The sequence below is a fragment of the Acinetobacter sp. NEB 394 genome (genome assembly GCF_013374795.1).
Taxonomy (GTDB): domain Bacteria; phylum Pseudomonadota; class Gammaproteobacteria; order Pseudomonadales; family Moraxellaceae; genus Acinetobacter; species Acinetobacter johnsonii.
The window spans coordinates 1,843,269-1,860,789 of sequence record NZ_CP055277.1; the positions used below are offsets into that span (position 1 = coordinate 1,843,269).

At 38.6% G+C, this 17,521-nt stretch carries 17 protein-coding genes; 13 read left to right on the top strand and 4 right to left on the bottom strand.

The features are described from left to right. The first annotated feature begins 182 nt into the window (after positions 1–182). From HUK62_RS08805 to HUK62_RS08855, 11 genes are all read left to right on the top strand, one after another. Entirely contained in the window at positions 183–833 is a 651-nt protein-coding gene (locus tag HUK62_RS08805; RefSeq protein ID WP_176537650.1) for a hypothetical protein, read from the top strand. A gap of 40 nt (positions 834–873) precedes the next feature. Beyond that, positions 874–1,377, top strand: a complete 504-nt coding sequence (tssB, locus tag HUK62_RS08810) for a type VI secretion system contractile sheath small subunit (protein ID WP_176537651.1) — start codon at positions 874–876, stop codon at positions 1,375–1,377. Continuing rightward, the gene (gene tssC, locus HUK62_RS08815) at positions 1,370–2,851 is read left to right on the top strand and encodes a type VI secretion system contractile sheath large subunit (protein WP_176537652.1); all 1,482 of its coding nucleotides are present in this window, start codon (positions 1,370–1,372) and stop codon (positions 2,849–2,851) included. Before tssB ends, tssC begins: the two co-directional genes overlap by 8 nt. Positions 2,852–2,897: 46 nt before the next feature. Next, positions 2,898–3,401: a type VI secretion system tube protein Hcp gene (locus HUK62_RS08820; protein WP_004693082.1), complete on the top strand. Its 504-nt coding sequence runs from the start codon at positions 2,898–2,900 to the stop codon at positions 3,399–3,401. Between the two features lie 66 nt (positions 3,402–3,467). After that, complete coding sequence (tssE, locus tag HUK62_RS08825; RefSeq protein WP_010326723.1) at positions 3,468–3,944, top strand: type VI secretion system baseplate subunit TssE; 477 nt, start codon at positions 3,468–3,470, stop codon at positions 3,942–3,944. Positions 3,945–3,956: 12 nt separating this feature from the next. Beyond that, on the top strand, positions 3,957–5,765 hold the full coding sequence (gene tssF, locus HUK62_RS08830) for a type VI secretion system baseplate subunit TssF (RefSeq protein ID WP_176537653.1): 1,809 nt from the start codon (positions 3,957–3,959) through the stop codon (positions 5,763–5,765). Further along, positions 5,729–6,727 carry a type VI secretion system baseplate subunit TssG gene (gene tssG, locus HUK62_RS08835; RefSeq protein ID WP_176537654.1) on the top strand — a complete coding sequence of 333 codons (999 nt, stop codon included), beginning with the start codon at positions 5,729–5,731 and terminating at the stop codon, positions 6,725–6,727. The genes tssF and tssG overlap by 37 nt, the downstream gene beginning before the upstream one ends. Further along, positions 6,720–8,147: a hypothetical protein gene (locus HUK62_RS08840; protein ID WP_176537655.1), complete on the top strand. Its 1,428-nt coding sequence runs from the start codon at positions 6,720–6,722 to the stop codon at positions 8,145–8,147. The genes tssG and HUK62_RS08840 overlap by 8 nt, the downstream gene beginning before the upstream one ends. Positions 8,148–8,237: 90 nt before the next feature. After that, positions 8,238–11,996, top strand: a complete 3,759-nt coding sequence (tssM, locus tag HUK62_RS08845; RefSeq protein ID WP_176538466.1) for a type VI secretion system membrane subunit TssM — start codon at positions 8,238–8,240, stop codon at positions 11,994–11,996. A 36-nt stretch (positions 11,997–12,032) separates the two neighbouring features. Then, positions 12,033–12,989 carry a type VI secretion system-associated protein TagF gene (gene tagF, locus HUK62_RS08850; protein WP_176537656.1) on the top strand — a complete coding sequence of 319 codons (957 nt, stop codon included), beginning with the start codon at positions 12,033–12,035 and terminating at the stop codon, positions 12,987–12,989. A 6-nt stretch (positions 12,990–12,995) separates the two neighbouring features. Further along, positions 12,996–13,760 (top strand): OmpA family protein, encoded by a 765-nt coding sequence (locus HUK62_RS08855; protein WP_176537657.1) that lies wholly within the window; start codon positions 12,996–12,998, stop codon positions 13,758–13,760. Between the two features lie 58 nt (positions 13,761–13,818). On the opposite strand, the gene HUK62_RS08860 is transcribed toward HUK62_RS08855, so the two are convergent. The 3 genes from HUK62_RS08860 to HUK62_RS08870 form a co-directional block, all read right to left on the bottom strand. Further along, a complete protein-coding gene (locus HUK62_RS08860) occupies positions 13,819–15,144 on the bottom strand; it encodes an ISNCY family transposase (RefSeq protein ID WP_096902756.1) in 1,326 nt (441 codons plus the stop codon). A gap of 241 nt (positions 15,145–15,385) precedes the next feature. Beyond that, complete coding sequence (locus tag HUK62_RS08865; protein WP_176537658.1) at positions 15,386–15,595, bottom strand: hypothetical protein; 210 nt, start codon at positions 15,593–15,595, stop codon at positions 15,386–15,388. Positions 15,596–15,780: 185 nt separating this feature from the next. Then, a complete protein-coding gene (locus HUK62_RS08870; RefSeq protein ID WP_176537659.1) occupies positions 15,781–15,999 on the bottom strand; it encodes a hypothetical protein in 219 nt (72 codons plus the stop codon). A 102-nt stretch (positions 16,000–16,101) separates the two neighbouring features. On the opposite strand from HUK62_RS08870, the gene HUK62_RS08875 reads away from it, so the two are divergent. Continuing rightward, on the top strand, positions 16,102–16,293 hold the full coding sequence (locus HUK62_RS08875) for a hypothetical protein (protein WP_004979651.1): 192 nt from the start codon (positions 16,102–16,104) through the stop codon (positions 16,291–16,293). A 624-nt stretch (positions 16,294–16,917) separates the two neighbouring features. Here HUK62_RS08875 and HUK62_RS08880 read toward each other — a convergent pair. Then, positions 16,918–17,136, bottom strand: coding sequence for a hypothetical protein (locus tag HUK62_RS08880; protein WP_176537659.1), 219 nt, complete (start codon positions 17,134–17,136; stop codon positions 16,918–16,920). A gap of 102 nt (positions 17,137–17,238) precedes the next feature. Between HUK62_RS08880 and HUK62_RS08885 the strand changes: the two genes are divergently transcribed. Then, entirely contained in the window at positions 17,239–17,430 is a 192-nt protein-coding gene (locus tag HUK62_RS08885; protein WP_004979651.1) for a hypothetical protein, read from the top strand. Positions 17,431–17,521: the final 91 nt, after the last annotated feature.

Genomic DNA, 17,521 nt, shown 5'->3' on the forward strand with positions numbered 1-17,521 from the left:
ATTACAAAAAGCAAACATAGTTACTTTTGAGTAACATTTCTTTCCTTGACTTTAGGGGGTATATTTTTGTTAAATCCAAGCGCATTATATAAGCAGAAATATTTACCTAGGGTGTGTATATTTTAAATCGAAGTTACTGATAATAATTTTAATTTTTTATTCATAAAGGTTCGAGGCAAGTTTTGAAAAAATATTATTTAATTTTACCTACATTCGTTTTATTAACGGTGACACCATTTGCTTTTGCAGCGGTAGAAGAGGGTATTAGTTTAAAAAATAAGTGTATTAAAAATTACCCATTGGTAAATGGTGAAACTGATCACGATTTACTAAGTTTATATGCACAGATTTGCGATAGCAATAATAAAAAAAATGATGAGCTAAAAAATAAATTATTGGTTCAAGCTGCTAGTCGATATCAAGAACTTGGGAAAAGTTATAAAGCACTTCAACTGGTTGAAGAGTTAAATGCGCGAAATATTAATCATACATCATTAACAGATACTCGGTTTTTAGCTGGCGTTTCGATTGCAAATATGGCGTTAAACCATATGCGTCAAGAAGAAATGCGCTATTTATCTGCAGATTTAACTTATCCACCTGCTAAAGAGCTGTCTAATCTTGTTCGTAATTCTTTGCCAGCGCCAGATACGAGTGATGCAAAGGCTGTGGTGATCAAAGCACCAAAGAAAACCACACGTAAGACTGCGAATTCAACCAAACAAACCACAAAGAAAACAACGGCTCAGGTGGCAAAACCCAAAAAAGTTGAGAAAGTACAATCAACAGAAGTGGCGAGCAAACCGAATACAAATCCCTTCAATTCACTTTAAAAACTTTCATTTTTGAAATAATAAAAAACAGGATTTTCATATGGCTAAACGTGAAAGCGTCCAAAAAAAGTTACAGCGTATTCGACCACCTCGGGTGCAACTGACTTATGATGTTGAAGTTGGTGATGCTAAAGAAATCAAAGAGTTACCTTTTGTTGTTGGTGTCTTAGGTGATTTTTCCGCGGCATCTGAAATAGAAAAAAACAAGCTCAAAGACAAAAAATTTATTAATGTTGATTTAGAAAACATTGATGAAGTCATGGAGTCCTTAGCACCGCGTGCTGCCTATCAAGTTGAAAATACATTGACTGAAGATGGTGGACGTATGTCTGTTGATTTGACGTTTAAGTCGATGGAAGATTTTCGTCCTGAAAATGTGGTTCAGCAAGTGGATCCTTTGAAAAAGTTGGTAGAAGCTCGCGAACGTTTGACTGATTTGCGCAACAAAATTTCGAATAATGAGCGCTTAGAAGATCTACTTGATCAAGTTCTGCAAAATACAGATCAAGTACGCAAAATGAGTGTGGAGGCTGAAAATGAATAATGCCCAATCCGCTGCAGTTGCTCAAGATATTACTGAAGAATTTACGCTATTAGATTCAATTGTTGAACGTAGTCGAATTGCTCGAAATGAAGAAGAGCATGATCGAGCGAAAAGTTTAATTGGCGAACTTGCTAAAGAAGTGATGGCGGGGACGATTACTGTTTCAGAAAATATGACATTATCGATTGATAAGCGTATTGCTGAAATTGATGCGCTCATTTCGACGCAGCTCAGTAAAATTATCCATAATGTGCAGTTTCAAAAAATTGAATCGACATGGCGCGGTTTATATTACTTTTGCCAAGAAACACCCTCTAACCCATTGATTAAGATTCGTATGTTAAATACAACGAAAAAAGAGTTAATCAAGGATTTTCAAGGCGCAACGGACTTTGATCAAAGTACATTGTTTAAAAAGATCTATGAAGAAGAATATGGGTCATTTGGTGGTGCACCATATGCCACATTAATTGGCGATTTCGAGTTTGATCGTACACCTTCAGACATGTATTTGCTTGAACAAATTTCACATGTTGCCGCAGCTGCACATGCACCCTTTATTTCTGCAGCAGATGCCAATATCCTCGGTTTGGAATCCTTTACGGATATTGACCGTCCGCGTGAAGTATCTAAAATTTTTGAAACTGCTGAATATGTCCAGTGGCGCTCTTTCCGTGAAAGTGATGATGCGCGTTATGTTGCATTAACGATGCCGCGTGTATTAGGCCGTCTACCTTATCACCCTAAGGAAGGTACAGCGACAGAAGGCTTTAATTTTGTTGAAGAAGTCTCTGGGCAAAATCACGATGAATATTTATGGATGAACGCAGCCTACGCTTTTGGCACGCGTTTGACCAATGCTTTTGATATGCATGGTTGGTGTGCTGCCATTCGTGGTGTTGAAGGTGGTGGCTTGGTTGAAGGGTTACCTGTTCATACCTTTAAAACCAGTGATGGTGAAGTTGTCTTTAAATGTCCAACTGAAATTGCCATCACTGATCGTCGTGAAAAAGAGCTCAGTGATCTTGGCTTTATTCCTTTAGTCCATTGTAAAAATACGGATTATGCTGCATTTTTTGGTGCGCAATCGACGCAGAAACCTAAAAAGTATAATAGCGATTCTGCCAATGCAAACTCTGCTTTATCTAGCCAAATTCAGTACATTATGGCCGTTTCACGTATTGCACATTATTTAAAAGCCATGATGCGAGACAAAGTTGGAAGCTTTGCTTCGGCTGGAAACATTGAAACATTTTTAAATGAGTGGTTGGCTCAATATATTTTGCTTGATGACGGGGCTTCACAAGAGGCGAAAGCGCAATATCCGCTGCGTGAAGCATCTGTCAAAGTTGTAGAGAACCCAGCACAACCGGGGCACTACAAATCTGTGGTTTTCTTAAGACCACATTTCCAGTTGGATGAGTTGTCAGTATCACTGCGACTTGTTACTGAGTTACCTCAGTCCTCAAACTAATTTGAGTGCCAACACATAATAACTTTAGAATAGGAAAAGATTACAAATGAAAGACATATACGTACAGTTCAGAGGTAAATATAAGGTCGATGGCGAGTCGCGTGATACAGAGCATCAAGGCTGGTTAGAGGTGAACTCTTGGTCACACAATATTCGTCAGCCAAAGTCTGCAACATCATCAAGTGTTGGCGGTCATACGGCGGAACGTGTTGAACATTCTGATATGCTGTTTGTTAAAGATTTGGATGCAACCAGTCCAAAACTCTGGGAAGCATGTTCAGCGGGTTATACCTTTGATGAAGTACAAATTGATTTTTATCGCGCAAATGGCGATAAGCGTATCAAGTATCTACAAATTAAATTGAAGCATGTTTTGGTTTCAAGTGTTACACCAACAGTAAGTGAAGAAGGTGTTCCACTTGAAGGATTTGGTTTGAAATATGCTGCTGTGGAATGGACGTATAACCAGCAAGATATTAATGGCACACAAAAAGGTGCTGTGACCAAGAAATGGTCTCTATCAAACAATACTGCATCATACGCTGCATAAAAATAACTGAAAAAATAAAGGCTAACCAACGTTGGCCTTTATTCATGCGAGATGATTTTAATCAACATGAATCTAGATCAGCTTTATCCCTATGGGTTTAGAAAAACGTTATTTGACCGATTACTACCGACCACTGAACAGGATCGATTGGGGATGTCTCTTCAGGAGCTACGTGAATCCGTCGCGACCGACTTAGAAGATTTGTTGAACAGTCGTATGGCCAATTTTAATGATTCAATTGATGCTTTTCCGTTGGTAAAAAAGTCCATTGTTCAGTTTGGAATCATTGATTTTGTTGGATTATCGACTGCAAATCCGACCGATCGCGATAAAATTTGCCAGTCGATTGCAGCGTCTATTACAGCGCATGAGCCGAGACTGAAACAAATCAAAGTTGAAATGTTGCTCGATGGACAGAATATGGGGGCTTTGTGTTTAAGTATTCAAGCCTATTTAAATATTCATCCTTTATATGAACCCGTGATTTTTGATGCTTTGCTCAAACCGACAACACAACAATATGTTATTTCTGCAAGAGCTTAATGGGGCTGATTTGTGATTGAAGAATTATTACCGTACTACGAAAAACAATTACAAGAATTTGGGCAGCAGTCCCGTGAGTTTTCGCAAAAATACCCAAAAATCGCTCAGCGTTTATCCTTAAACCAAGAACAAGTAGATGATCCACATATTGAACGCTTAATTCAGTCTTTTTCTTTAATTGCAGCAAGAATCGATAAGAAACTGGCGGACAGTTACGACATCTTTACTCGGTCTTTGTTTGAGGTGATGTTCCCTCAATACCTCAAACCATTTCCTGCATGTACTGTGGTCAGTTTTGAAGACCTAAATAAGTGTAAACAATTAACTGAAGCTCATCTTATTCCTAAAAATACTGCAATAAAATCAAGAGGTTTTAAAGGTGTGCAGTGTGAATTTAGCACCACACAAGAACTAAAGTTATTACCCATTGAGCTGAGTCATCTCAATTTTAAAACGAATCCTAGTGCGCATATGCATTTAAATCAAAATGCAACTCTTAGCTTAGGATTTAATATTTTTAATCAGGCACATCGAATTTTAGAAAAAGAAAATTTGCCTATTTATTTGGATGCGATATCCAATTTTCCACTACAAGTTTTGGATGCTGTGTTCCAGTCGAGTACAGGATTTTCATTAAAGGTTGGTCATCGCGTCATCGACATCCCAAATCCGTTTAGTATCATGGGTTTTGCTGAAACTGAAAGTCTGTTGCCCTTGGATCAACATACACATCATGCATACCGGCTGTTGATGGAATATTTCTGTTTTTCTGAAAAATTTAATTTCCTCAATATGAACTTAGGTTTGTTAAAATATTTAGAAAAAGAGCAAAATCAGTTTGAAATTTTGATTCATCTTAAACTGAATTTAAATGATCAGGTCAATATTCGAAATTATTCTGAGTTGAATATCGCAAACTTTAAATTATATGTAGTACCAGTTATCAATTTATTTAAAAAACAGGCTGAACCTCAAAAAATTAATCATCAACAACTCGAATATCCTTTAATTACCGATGCTCATCATCCTGAGTTTTATCAAACTTATTCGATTACTAAAATGCAAATGATTCGTGAAAAGTCGAATAAAGATCAAACTACTTTTGACATTTATCCATTCTTTGCGATGAGTCATTATCAAAAGGATGAGACTCAGTTTTTTTATAGTTTGAATTCGGCACAGCTACAAAATAAATATGTTGAAACAGGTTATAGTATTATTTCAAAACATTTATCACCTGAAACAACCAAATCTGATTTTATCAGTACGCAATTATTATGCTCCAATCGTGATTTACCCCATGAGGCATTGAGCCAAGCCAACAATATATTAAATTTGAATGACAGTAGTCTGGCACGGCGAGCTGTGGTTTTAAAAAGACCGAATAAACCCTATTACTTTGAACAAAATAAAAAAGAGCAATGGCGGATCATTTCGCATTTATCATTAAATACTTTATCTCTCACCAAGGGCGATGCTTTAAGCCATATTCAGGAATTGCTTGAACTGTATAACCTGCCTCAGCTCAAAGAAAACCACCTTATTATTAATGCGATTCAGTCGGTTAATTTTGAATTAAAGCAAAAGATGGTAGATGCAAAACCATTCCCGCTCTTTATACGAGGGTTGAAAGTAAATTTAGGGATTGATTCGAAAGTGTTTCGAGGACATAGCCTGTATATTTTTAGTCAGTTGTTGTCGCATGTCTTTAATCTAAAAGTCCAGATGAACAGTTTTGTCGATGTTGTTATTTCAGATGCTCAATCTCAACAGGAGTTATACCAATGCGTGCAGAACGTTGGTGGCAAGACACTTCTATAGTTGACGTGCTGGTTGAACAACCGAACGCTTTTGAATTTATTCAGGCCACGCGATTACTACGACATGCGGAAGCTCCCCATGCTCAAAAAGAAGGGGATTGGGCAAAGCAATTTAAGTTTCATAGTTCACTGAATCTCAATTTTCCGAATGCAGAAATTGAGAGTTTGACCCTTGACGAAGAAAAAATTCACTTAACCAATTTAATGATTGGTTTAACTGGGATTCAGGGCACCTTACCGTATAGCTATACCAATAAGATTAGACAAAGTGCACGTATACAACGGAATGAAACACTTCATTTTTTAGGTTTATTTAATCATAAGCTCACGGCGCAATATGTGGATGCATCTTTAGCTTACCATTTACCGATTCGCTATGAGATTGAGCAAGAAAACCATTACCTCGATATTTTGCATGCACTAAATGGCTATGTGAGTACTCAACATGAACAACAGGATTTAGATGATTATTTTGCCGAATTCGCTGGGTTAATGCAGGGGCAAAATAATACATCACATGCGCTAAAAACCATGCTGAGTTGCGTGTTTAAGCAACATTTTAAGATTAAAGAATTTGTTGAAGAGGTCTTTCATTTGTCCCCCGAACAAAGAAGCACACTGGGAGGCAATAATCAATTGGGCATTAATACCTTTTGTGGAGAAAATATCCGTCAAATAGATGGAAAAATTGAAATAGAAGTTGGCCCCGTCCCATACGCCGAATACTTAAAATTTTTACCCGATCAAGCTGAGAGTATAAAACTCAAACGATTACTCGCAAGCTGGCTCAGTCCAACGCTTGGGGTGGATTTAAGAATCATCTTGAGGAAAGAAGATATTCAACCGATTCGCCTGGGTTCAACGATGACCATTGGTTTATCACAAGGCGCTTTTTTAATGCCGATGCAGACCGAACACAATCACGAAACCTGTTATACATTGATGGGGATGGGGCATGCTTAAGCTCTTTATTGGTACTTTGAGCAGCTTATTGTTGCTTGTCGCAGGAATCGTCATTTTTTACTGGCGTGACATTCAGTATGACCCAACTGGGGCAGACCTGCTTAATTATTTACTTCTATTTCCATTGATTCTGTGCGTAGTTTTATGGTCTCCAGTATTTATTTATCATGCCATTAAAGCTCACCAAAAGCGCAAAGAGCAACAAAAACAAGCGCAAGTAGAGCAGCATCAGGATGATGAGAACCAACAGGCTGAAGCTGTTGAAGTTCAGTGGTTAAACCTGAATATTTATTCCTCGTCTGCATATAGTGCCTTTGGGGAAAATGACGAGATTCTTGACGAGATTAAAAAATTTAAAAGCCCAGAGTTAGATACACAATTACAAAACGCCTATGGCTTACCAATGCTGTCTTATCGCATACATGCACTCGACCATGTCATTACAAATCAGGATGATGATGAGGCCGTTGATCATCCGCGCCATCTGCGAATTCAAGCCCTGATCGAGCATCAACTAGAGCAACATGCAGAAACATTGTGGCAAATCTCACAGCATTTAAAGCAATCGGCCTTATTTTATGACAGTGAATTGGCTTATGAATATCGTATGCATCCGGCATGGATTGATCCTACGAGTGAATATGATAGCAATGAACCAGAGGAACAACCTGATGTGCAGCAGGTTGCTAAATTAAACCGTATCAATATACATATGCTGCTGCCTGAATCGATGTTACATGTTTGGAATGAAGAACAAAGCAGTGGTGTGGTACAGGATTATTTAAGTTCACTGGGCGTGATTACGCAGCAAATTCATCTTGAGCACCATTATTTCAGTCAAGAAACAGCCTATAAAGATTGGATGCTGTTATTGGAGCAAATTTCTCAGCAGTCAGAGGAAATTACGTTCATCCTGAATGTAGATTCTGAAATTGACCAAGAACTGCTCGATGAAAAAACATGGTTAACCGACCATTACTTGCCTGCTGAATATGCCTCTAGTTGGTGCTTAGCATCATCTTCTTTACCATTACTTGATATCAAACCCTTAAAACAACTCAAGATTGCACTAAACGAGGCCAATCTTGCCAATCATTTTGCATCCCCAGCGATGAAGCAATTAGAACAATTTAAAGATATTCAGCCTTTTGTGCTGATGCTCGATGATATTACAGACATTCAAACCATGAAAAAACTTAACCAAATTTTCGATCGAAGTGGGATTGAATCGCATCACTTCATTCATACCAAACAAAGCTTTGGACATACGCAGCATTTGGCCAAAGTATTTGGATTTATGTTGAGTATGCATTTGCCTGATGAGTTGATGGCGATGATTTATAGCATTGATCAAATGTCTACACATTGTTTTCTACATGCGTGTGAAGACAGTAATATCCCTGTAGAACCAACCATTTAAATTAAAAAAGAATAAGAGAGTATTGTGAATTCTTTATTTTACAACGTCTTAGGTTATGTTTGGCAGTATGTGAGCAACCCTAAAGCTATTATGGCTATATCAGGTTTTGTCGCACTAATGGCCATGTATAACGTCATTCCAGCCAAAATCTTTTGGCCTTTAATGATTTGTTATGTATTCGGGTTGATGCTGTGGGGGATTTATTTACTCATTGTACGTCGTCGACATGCTGCACAAGGTGAAGCTCTTGCCGATGCCATTGCACATGATACGCATGCGGAATATGGCAAACAAAAAAACAAAGATGAACTTCATTTGATTCAGCAACAAATGAAAGAATCTATTCAGTTGATTCGAAAATCAAAACTGGGAGATAAAAAGGGCAATGCTGCACTCTACGAGTTGCCATGGTATATGGTAATTGGTAATCCTGCTGCGGGTAAAAGTTCGGCCATTTATAACTCAGGTTTAAAATTTCCTTTTGAAGAAACCCATCAAAAATCAGTTTCTGCTGGATTAAGCGGAACGCGTCATTGCGACTGGTTTTTTTCAACAGAAGGCGTGTTATTAGATACTGCAGGTCGTTATTCCGTCTATGCGGAAGATCATTTTGAGTGGCTAGGTTTTTTAAATATTTTGAAAAAAAACCGCTCAAAAGCACCAATCAATGGCTTGATCGTGATTGTTAGTATTGCTGAGTTGGTCAGTAACAGCCCAGAAAAGTCGATCAAATTGGCAAAGAATTTACGTGCACGGATTCAAGATCTTACTGAGCGCTTAGAAGTTTTTTCACCTGTTTATTTGGTCTTCTCTAAAATGGATTTGATAGCAGGCTTTACTGAGTTTTTTGAATGCTATGAAGTCGGTGAGTTTGATCAGGTTTGGGGGGCAACACTGCCTTATACAACCGATGGGGCCAATAATGCTGTTGAACTGTTTGAAAAACACTATTCCATCTTATATGACGGTTTAAAAGGCGTTAGTACGACACATCTTAGCCGCCGACACTCGCAGAATATTTCTCCAAGTGTCATGACATTTCCTTTAGAGTTTAAAAGCTTAAAGCCTGCATTAAAGACATTTATTGGCACGCTGTTTGAAGATAACCCTTATCAATTTAAACCTGTTTTCCGTGGCTTTTATTTCACCAGCGCACTTCAAGAAGGCATTATTGAAAGTCCAATGACTGAGCAAATTGCTCAAGACTTTTTATTGCAAAAAGGTTTAGACAATGAAAATGGCATTCCAACGCGCTCTGTTTCGCAAAACCATGGCTATTTTTTAAAAGGTTTATTTTCAGACATTATTCTGAAAGACAAGAACCTCGTTAAACAACATATTAACCCTAGCCGAAAGCGTCAGCGTTATATTGCCTTTGTTGCCGCTTTATTTGGTGTAGCTATTATTCTAAGTCTATGGGTGTGGTCTTATCGGAATAATCAACAATTGATTGCAGACGTACAAGCCGATTTAGACAAAGTCGTTTTACTTGAAAAGCAATCGGGTCAAGAGTTGTCTACACAACTGAGTGCACTCTTGATTTTACAGGAACGCATGCAGCAGTTGGACCAATTTGAAGAAGATCGTCCTTTAAAGCTGGGTTTTGGTCTATATCAGGGAGATGAGCTGCGGGAGAAGCTAAAAACTGAATATTTAAAGGGTGTTGAGCAAATTGTCTTGATTCCAACACAACAAAATATTGCCCAATATTTACAGCGGGTGAAAAGCAATGAAGAAAAATTGCGCACAAACCATGCAAACGTAGAGCTGACGCCTGTTGCAAAAACACAGCAATATTTAGAGCCTAATGATGCAAATCCACAAGATGCATACAATGCTTTAAAAGCCTATTTAATGATGGGCAATACTCAATATATGGATGCAAGTCATTTAAGTGACCAAGTCACACGTTTCTGGCGTTCATGGTTGGATAATAATCGTGGGCAAATGCCGCGCGGCGAAATGATCCAAAAGGCAGAGCAAATTTTGTCATATAGCATGACTTTAGCTGGTGACCCTAAATTTCCAGTACTCAGCTCAGATAGCTTAGTGGTGGATCAAACACGTCAAGTTCTTCTGTCTGTTGTTCGTGGAATGCCTGCACGAGACCGTGTTTATAATGAATTAAAAATGCGTGCGGCTGTCCGTTATCCAGCATTAACCATAAAACAAATGCTTGGCGATGCCAATCAAAATGCAATTTTAGGCAGTTATGCCTTACCAGGTATGTTTACACATGCTGCATGGTCAGAATATGTTGAACAAGCCATCGATGAAGTTGCAAAACGTCCTACGGATACCAAAGACTGGGTACTTAACAGCACACAATCAGATGACTTATCATTTAGTGGTAGTCCAGATCAAATTCGTAAACAGCTCACAGAACTCTATAAAAAAGAATATATTGCAGAGTGGCGGAAATTTTTAGGTGCGATACATTATGCAAAAGCTAAGGATTACGGACAACAGGCGAGTTTCGTTCAAGTTTTAGGCGAGCCTGAAAACTCACCCATTCGAAGTGTTTTTGATCGCGTTGCGAAAGAAACCAGTTGGGACAATCCAGTCGTAATGGCGGAGCTGGCAGCGCCGCAAACAGGTTTTGTGGCTTGGTTTAAGCGCAAAGTATTAAGACGAGATGAAACTCAGCTTGATGCTAAAGTCATGAATCAAGCGCAAGGCCCGATTTCTAAAGAATTCCAGATGTTTTATCAGTTGGTGCGTAAGCGTGACGACCAACAAAATAAGTCTTTGCTTGATGAATACATGCAATCTTTAGCTCAAGTCCGAAGTAAATTCAATGACTTGAAAAGCTCAGGGGATATTGGACCATCTGCAATGAGTTTGGTTAAGTCGACCATTAATGAGCAAAATTCTGTCTTTAATACAACACAGAAGCTGGTCGATGAAAAAATGTCTGTGGGCCTGTCTGAGGTTGATCAGAAACTGCTCCAAAAGCTGTTGATGTCGCCACTGACACAATCATTTGAAAGTTTAATTCTCCCCGCACAAGATGAGATGAATAAGCTATGGGTTATGCAAGTCCATCAACCTTTTAACACGAACCTGAGTAAAAAGTATCCATTCAACTCTTCAGCGACATTGCAAGCAACCAGCAATGAAATTAGTCAGATTCTTGGCGAAAATGGCAGTATTGCGCGTTATATCAAAGAGTATCTTGATCCACTGGTTATTCGTCGTGGTTATACCTTGACTTCTAAGACGTGGAAAGATTTAGGGATTAGCTTGAATCCACAGTTTGTGATGAATTTTCAAAGCTATGTTGCGCCAAGTAATGGCATGGCAACAGGAGCGTTAAATCAAGCTTCATCTGCACCTGCTGCTACAGCGCAATCTAATTTTCAATTTTACCCAATTGAAAATCCTAAGTTTTTATCTTATACCATTGATATTGATGGACAAAGAATGCTTTATGAAAACGGCATTCAACAATGGGTGAATTTTGTATGGCCCAATGCTGGAGCAATTCCAGGCGCGCGTATTACAGCCATTGATTTAGATGGGAAAACGCATACGATTTTTGAGGCGCCCAGTGAATATGGCATTAATCGTTTAATTGATGGTGCTGAGCGAACGCAACGTGGCGGAAGCTATGAAATGATTTGGAGAAATCAGCAAAATCCAGAACTTGCAGTAAAAGTCAATTTCCGTTTAATCAGCGGCGATGCAAATGGTGGAGTAGGCGGGCAGCGCAGTTACAATGGGATGCAACTGGTCGATCAAATTGTCACCACTAAATCCGTACGTGTGGTGGCAGCGCAAACCACACCTTCAGCAACTGTTGCAAGTCCTAAAGCTCCAACACCGGGTATACAGGAGTCTCGTTTATGATTTCTCGAAAGTGGCTAGGTTGTAAGGAGTATTGTGATGGATGAACTGCGGACCTTAGCATTATATTACGGAAAATGTCCTGCACGTGGTGATTTCTTAAAAACACGCGGTCAGTATGCCTTAATTCAACTGATTGATCAGTGGATTACTGAAGCATTAGAACATGCCATGCAATCAGAGGGATTTAGTCAAGCGTATGAAAAGCTACCTTCATTAGACTTTTTTATTGCCAATCCACAAGAAAATAATTTTCTTGTGGCAAATTTGATAGCCAGTCACGATAGTTCTGGTCGTCAATTTCCAATGGTTTTGAGCCACTTATTAGAGGTTGAAAATAGTTTTGATAATCTTATTTATGCGCCATATCGCTATAAGCAAACTTTAATCGATTTATTCCAAAAGAATCGTGTGATACGTTCGATACGTGACCCCAATATCGTGCTTGATAAATTATCTAAATTAAATAATGAGATACAGGTTTTTAATAACAGCGAAGTTTCGGCATTTTATGAACACCATACGATACATTCATTTGCTCAATTACTAAGAATGAGCAGTTACGAGCTTGCACAAAGCATGATTGGACTCGGATTATTGTTACAGCCCGTCATTCAACATGGTACTAGTCGCTTAACTAAAGTGTTGATTTTACCTATTAATAACTCTAGCTACTGCTATGAAATTGCAGCTTTTTGGGTCAATCTAATCAGTTTTTTTATTCAAAATCAAAATGCTGAGCTTCTGATAGGGATTTTACATAGCGAAAAACCAGTACTTCTTTTTGGCTTTCAAGGGGCAGATATTATGACCTTAAGTGAAATTTTCACGCAAAAGTTAGATTCAGATCACTGGGTTTCATTGGTCCAAGCCAATTGGATTGATGCATATTTAGAGCAAAATGCCGGTTTGGCAACGCTGGAGCAAGCTTTGTGTGAGCGGCAATTGAGCTTAATACAAGCTGTGAAAATTTTTAAAAAAACTTTTATAGATTAGTAAAATATGAAAATAAATCATAGATTTAAGTCAAATAAATGGCTGCTGACTTTAACGTTGGTTTTGAGCGTGAATGTCTGGGCTGAACCGATTATTGTTGAAGGTGTTGTTCCAAATGATGCCAGTAAGCAAATCATTTTAAACAAGATGTACAGTGTCTATGGCGCTGACCAAGTGATTGATAAAATAAAGGTTAAAGCAGTTAGCGCTCCGAATGGTTGGAGTGAATCTGTTGCGAATATGGTGGTTCCAGAGTTAAAAAAAGTTTACCAAGGTAAACTTTCTGTACGTGGTACGCAAATGGAACTTAATGGAAAAATATCGAGTTCAAATGAAGTTCAGCCAACAACAAACTTATTCCAAAGTTTAGTAACGCCACCATATCGCTTGAATGCGCAGCTTTCTGTCAATCAGGCTGAACAGCAAATCATAGATGAAGCGCTTAAAAACAGAATTATAGAATTTGAATCTGGCAGTGCAGTTTTGGCTGTGAGTGGGACTCAGATCTTAGATGAAATGGCGGTGGCGCTAAATAAGGTTGGAGGGAAAAAGGTCAAAATTATCGGACATACAGATAGTTCAGGTGACGTCGCAAAGAATCTTGCTTTAAGTAAAGAACGTGCTGTAGCTGTGAAAAATTATTTGATCAATAAAAGTATTGCAGCAGAACGCTTAAGTGTTGAAGGATTGGGCTCAAACAAACCTGTTGCTGATAATGCGACTGCAGATGGCCGTAAGAAAAACCGTCGAATTGAATTTGATGTGATATAAATAATTTATTGTTATTCCCAAGTAGAAATGTCCTACCTAATAACCAAATAGAAATGTCCTATATGGACATTTCCAAGTCAAGCACAGGATTTAGATTTCGTTGTTCAATCGCTGTTTTCTGTGCACGTCTGCTTGGCATCTTTTGAGAACGATTACGTTTGTTTTGCTGTTCCAGTTCTTCATGCTGTTGTTGGATATGATTCAGAACAGCACTCAACCGTTTATTCTCAACAATCTCTCGCTGATTCAGCTGACTTAATTTATCGAAGAGGCTGTAATTGATCTTTCGGCCATCATGCATGAGGGCTACAGTACCATCCGGGTATTCCAGGAACTCAAGATACTTACCGATCAACCTTTGATTTTCTTCGGTGTTTTCCAGGAGATATACGCATTTATCATAAGTAATCGTCAGGCTATTGGTGACTCTGCGGGGTTCACGCCAAGTAAAAATATCATCTAATTCTTCGGCTGTTTCAGTGATAGGCCGATGTAGATTCTTAGGATTAAAAGCCATCTTGGCGAACTTCTGATTGAACTGCTCAATGAAGCAGGGTAGCCAGGCATTAGCTTGCTCAATCGAACAGATGCCTTCCAAGCGCATTTCTTTGATCAGACGGTCCTGAAGCGTTCTATTCGCCCGTTCTACACGGCCTTTGGCCTGTGGTGAATTGGCGAAGATGATATCGATATTGAGGGTGCTGAGTACACGTCCAAACTGGGTAATCTTGGTGTCTTTCTTGCTGCTTTGATTCACTCTAAAGACTGAATGTTTGTCGCTGTAAAACGCTAAAGGCTTACCGTGCTGTTCGACATATAAACGTGTTGAAATCATATAGTCAAAGGTTGATTCTGATTCACAGAAGCGTAAATGCTGCAATTTTCCTGTCGCATCATCGATAAACACCAGCAAACAGCACTTAGCAGCGCGTCCTTCAAACCAGTCATGGTGTGAGCCATCAATTTGGATCAGTTCACCAAAGCAATCCCGGTTGTAACGAGGCTGATACGGGCGTTTCAGGCGCTTGGCGCGAGGAATCCACAGATCTGCTGCAATCATCCAGGAACGCAGTGTTTCAACTGAAATATCAAAGCCATGAACGGTGGTGAGCTTTTCATGCGCTAAAGTGGGTCCGAAACCATGGAATTGTTCAGCGACCAGATTGAGGCACTTGAGTCTGAGCTCTTCAGGAAGCCTGGAATTGCTGATTTGGCCACGTGCAGCATGGGCTAATGCAGTTGGACCTTGAGTTTTGTATTTTTGCAATAAACGTCTGATCTGACGTTCTGAAATATGAAGTAGCTGAGCAGCCTGGGGCTGGGTTATGCGTTGATCACAGATTTCTTGCAAGACCGACAATCGTTTAAGTTCTTTATCCGACATAGACACCAACATATCAAACCGTCCGCTAAGAAAATTGCAACAGCGCATATTCTAAAAGCGGACATTTCTATTTTGGAGTTACACTTAGATTGCGTATAATGTATATTATGTTAAATAGCATATCCAAGACTGTAGCCTACGCAACCTCAGTTGGTGCTACAGCTCGACATCGTGAATCTCAGTAAAATTATATTCACGATGCCGAGTACGCTAATGAACATAATATACGTTATGCCGAAATCTACGCGCGCAGCCTATCGATGTGATGATCTAACTTGATAAAAAACTGTTTGAGCTGATCTATTTCTTTATCGTTGTCTAATTCTGAATTTTGCAGTTGTTCCAGCACGTTCTCCAGTAGATCGCGCATATACACATAGTCAGCCTTGGTTAAAACGCCCTTTGATCTGTCATAGCTTCCAGTTTTGTACAAATGTGGGTTTACACGCATAAATCTTTACCGGCATCTTATTAATGGGGGTATCTAAAAATCCCATTCCCCACGTACAAACTTGTGGTATTGATTGTTTTTTGATCGAATTATTATTCATATAAACCACCCGTAATAACAAGCTGCATAACCAACAATAAAACCGAGAACAACACCAAAATAATAAGGAGCTAAGAAACCAGACATTATTCAATCCCCATATCACGCATGATGTCGTTTTCTTGTTTTAGTGAATCGCAGTACTCAGCAACTTTTGCAGAACGATAGCCCCACTCTGTCATGACCATTTCAATGTGAAAAAGAACCTGCTCAGATTCATAAGCAGGATTTCCCCCGACAATTAATTGACATGCACGGTCGAAAATAATCTTAGATACGTCTTCAAAAGCTTGTTCTTTAGTCATTTGTAATTTGTCACAAGTTACATTTGACTGAAAAATAACATGTCAGATGTTACAAAACAACATGTAATACGATATAAATTACAAATCACATGGAGCAACTAAATGTCCACTACAGTTAGAATTCGAGATGAAGAGGAAGAAATGCTTCAGGAACTTACTTTAAATATGATGATTGAAACGAAGTCACGCATAAAAGAATCTGATGTTCTTCATACACTTATAAGAAAACATCTAAAAGATATTAAAACTTCCGATGTAATGAAATATCGGGAAGAAGTACTAAAAAAAGACTGATAATCTATGTCGATCCAGACTATTAGATTTATAAATAAAAAAGGGCGAATTTATCGCCCTTCTCTTTTGCACTCGATGTCGCATAACGTAATTTTATGTTAAATAGCATATCCAAGACTGTAGCCTACGCAACCTCAGTTGGTGCTACAGCTCGACATTGTGAATCTCAGTAAAATTATATTCACAATGCCGAGTACGCTAATGAACATAATATACGTTATGCCGAAATCTACGCGCGCAGCCTATCAATGTGATGATCTAACTTTATAAAAAACTGTTTGAGCTGATCTATTTCTTTATCGTTGTCTAATTCTGAATTTTGCAGTTGTTCCAGCACGTTCTCCAGTAGATCGCGCATGTACTCATAGTCGGCTCTGGTGAGTGTGCCCTTGTTTCTGTCATAGCTGACTGTTTTATACAAATTTTGGTTTACACGCATAAATCTTTACCGGCATCTTATTAATGGGGGTATCTAAAAATCCCATTCCCCACGTACAAACTTGTGGTATTGATTGTTTTTTGATCGAATTATTATTCATATAAACCACCCGTAATAACAAGCTGCATAACCAACAATAAAACCGAGAACAACACCAAAATAATAAGGAGCTAAGAAACCAGACATTATTCAATCCCCATATCACGCATGATGTCGTTTTCTTGTTTTAGTGAATCGCAGTACTCAGCAACTTTTGCAGAACGATAGCCCCACTCTGTCATGACCATTTCAATGTGAAAAAGAACCTGCTCAGATTCATAAGCAGGATTTCCCCCGACAATTAATTGACATGCACGGTCGAAAATAATCTTAGATACGTCTTCAAAAGCTTGTTCTTTAGTCATTTGTAATTTGTCACAAGTTACATTTGACTGAAAAATAACATGTCAGATGTTACAAAACAACATGTAATACGATATAAATTACAAATCACATGGAGCAACTAAATGTCCACTACAGTTAGAATTCGAGATGAAGAGGAAGAAATGCTTCAGGAACTTACTTTAAATATGATGATTGAAACGAAGTCACGCATAAAAGAATCTGATGTTCTTCATACACTTATAAGAAAACATCTAAAAGATATTAAAACTTCCGATGTAATGAAATATCGGGAAGAAGTACTAAAAAAAGACTGATAATCTATGTCGATCCAGACTATTAGATTTATAAATAAAAAAGGGCGAATTTATCGCCCTTCTCTTTTGCACTCGATGTCGCATAACGTAA

Excerpts from the sequence above, each read along its gene's own strand:
- tssB (WP_176537651.1), top strand. The coding sequence starts at position 874 with ATGGCTAAACGTGAAAGCGTCCAAAAAAAGTTACAGCGTATTCGACCA.
- tssC (WP_176537652.1), top strand. The coding sequence starts at position 1,370 with ATGAATAATGCCCAATCCGCTGCAGTTGCTCAAGATATTACTGAAGAA.
- HUK62_RS08820 (WP_004693082.1), top strand. The coding sequence starts at position 2,898 with ATGAAAGACATATACGTACAGTTCAGAGGTAAATATAAGGTCGATGGC.
- tssE (WP_010326723.1), top strand. The coding sequence starts at position 3,468 with ATGAATCTAGATCAGCTTTATCCCTATGGGTTTAGAAAAACGTTATTT.
- tssG (WP_176537654.1), top strand. The coding sequence starts at position 5,729 with ATGCGTGCAGAACGTTGGTGGCAAGACACTTCTATAGTTGACGTGCTG.
- HUK62_RS08840 (WP_176537655.1), top strand. The coding sequence starts at position 6,720 with ATGCTTAAGCTCTTTATTGGTACTTTGAGCAGCTTATTGTTGCTTGTC.
- tssM (WP_176538466.1), top strand. The coding sequence starts at position 8,238 with ATGGCTATATCAGGTTTTGTCGCACTAATGGCCATGTATAACGTCATT.
- tagF (WP_176537656.1), top strand. The coding sequence starts at position 12,033 with ATGGATGAACTGCGGACCTTAGCATTATATTACGGAAAATGTCCTGCA.
- HUK62_RS08855 (WP_176537657.1), top strand. The coding sequence starts at position 12,996 with ATGAAAATAAATCATAGATTTAAGTCAAATAAATGGCTGCTGACTTTA.
- HUK62_RS08860 (WP_096902756.1), bottom strand. The coding sequence starts at position 15,144 with ATGTCGGATAAAGAACTTAAACGATTGTCGGTCTTGCAAGAAATCTGT.
- HUK62_RS08865 (WP_176537658.1), bottom strand. The coding sequence starts at position 15,595 with ATGCGTGTAAACCCACATTTGTACAAAACTGGAAGCTATGACAGATCA.
- HUK62_RS08870 (WP_176537659.1), bottom strand. The coding sequence starts at position 15,999 with ATGACTAAAGAACAAGCTTTTGAAGACGTATCTAAGATTATTTTCGAC.
- HUK62_RS08875 (WP_004979651.1), top strand. The coding sequence starts at position 16,102 with ATGTCCACTACAGTTAGAATTCGAGATGAAGAGGAAGAAATGCTTCAG.
- HUK62_RS08880 (WP_176537659.1), bottom strand. The coding sequence starts at position 17,136 with ATGACTAAAGAACAAGCTTTTGAAGACGTATCTAAGATTATTTTCGAC.
- HUK62_RS08885 (WP_004979651.1), top strand. The coding sequence starts at position 17,239 with ATGTCCACTACAGTTAGAATTCGAGATGAAGAGGAAGAAATGCTTCAG.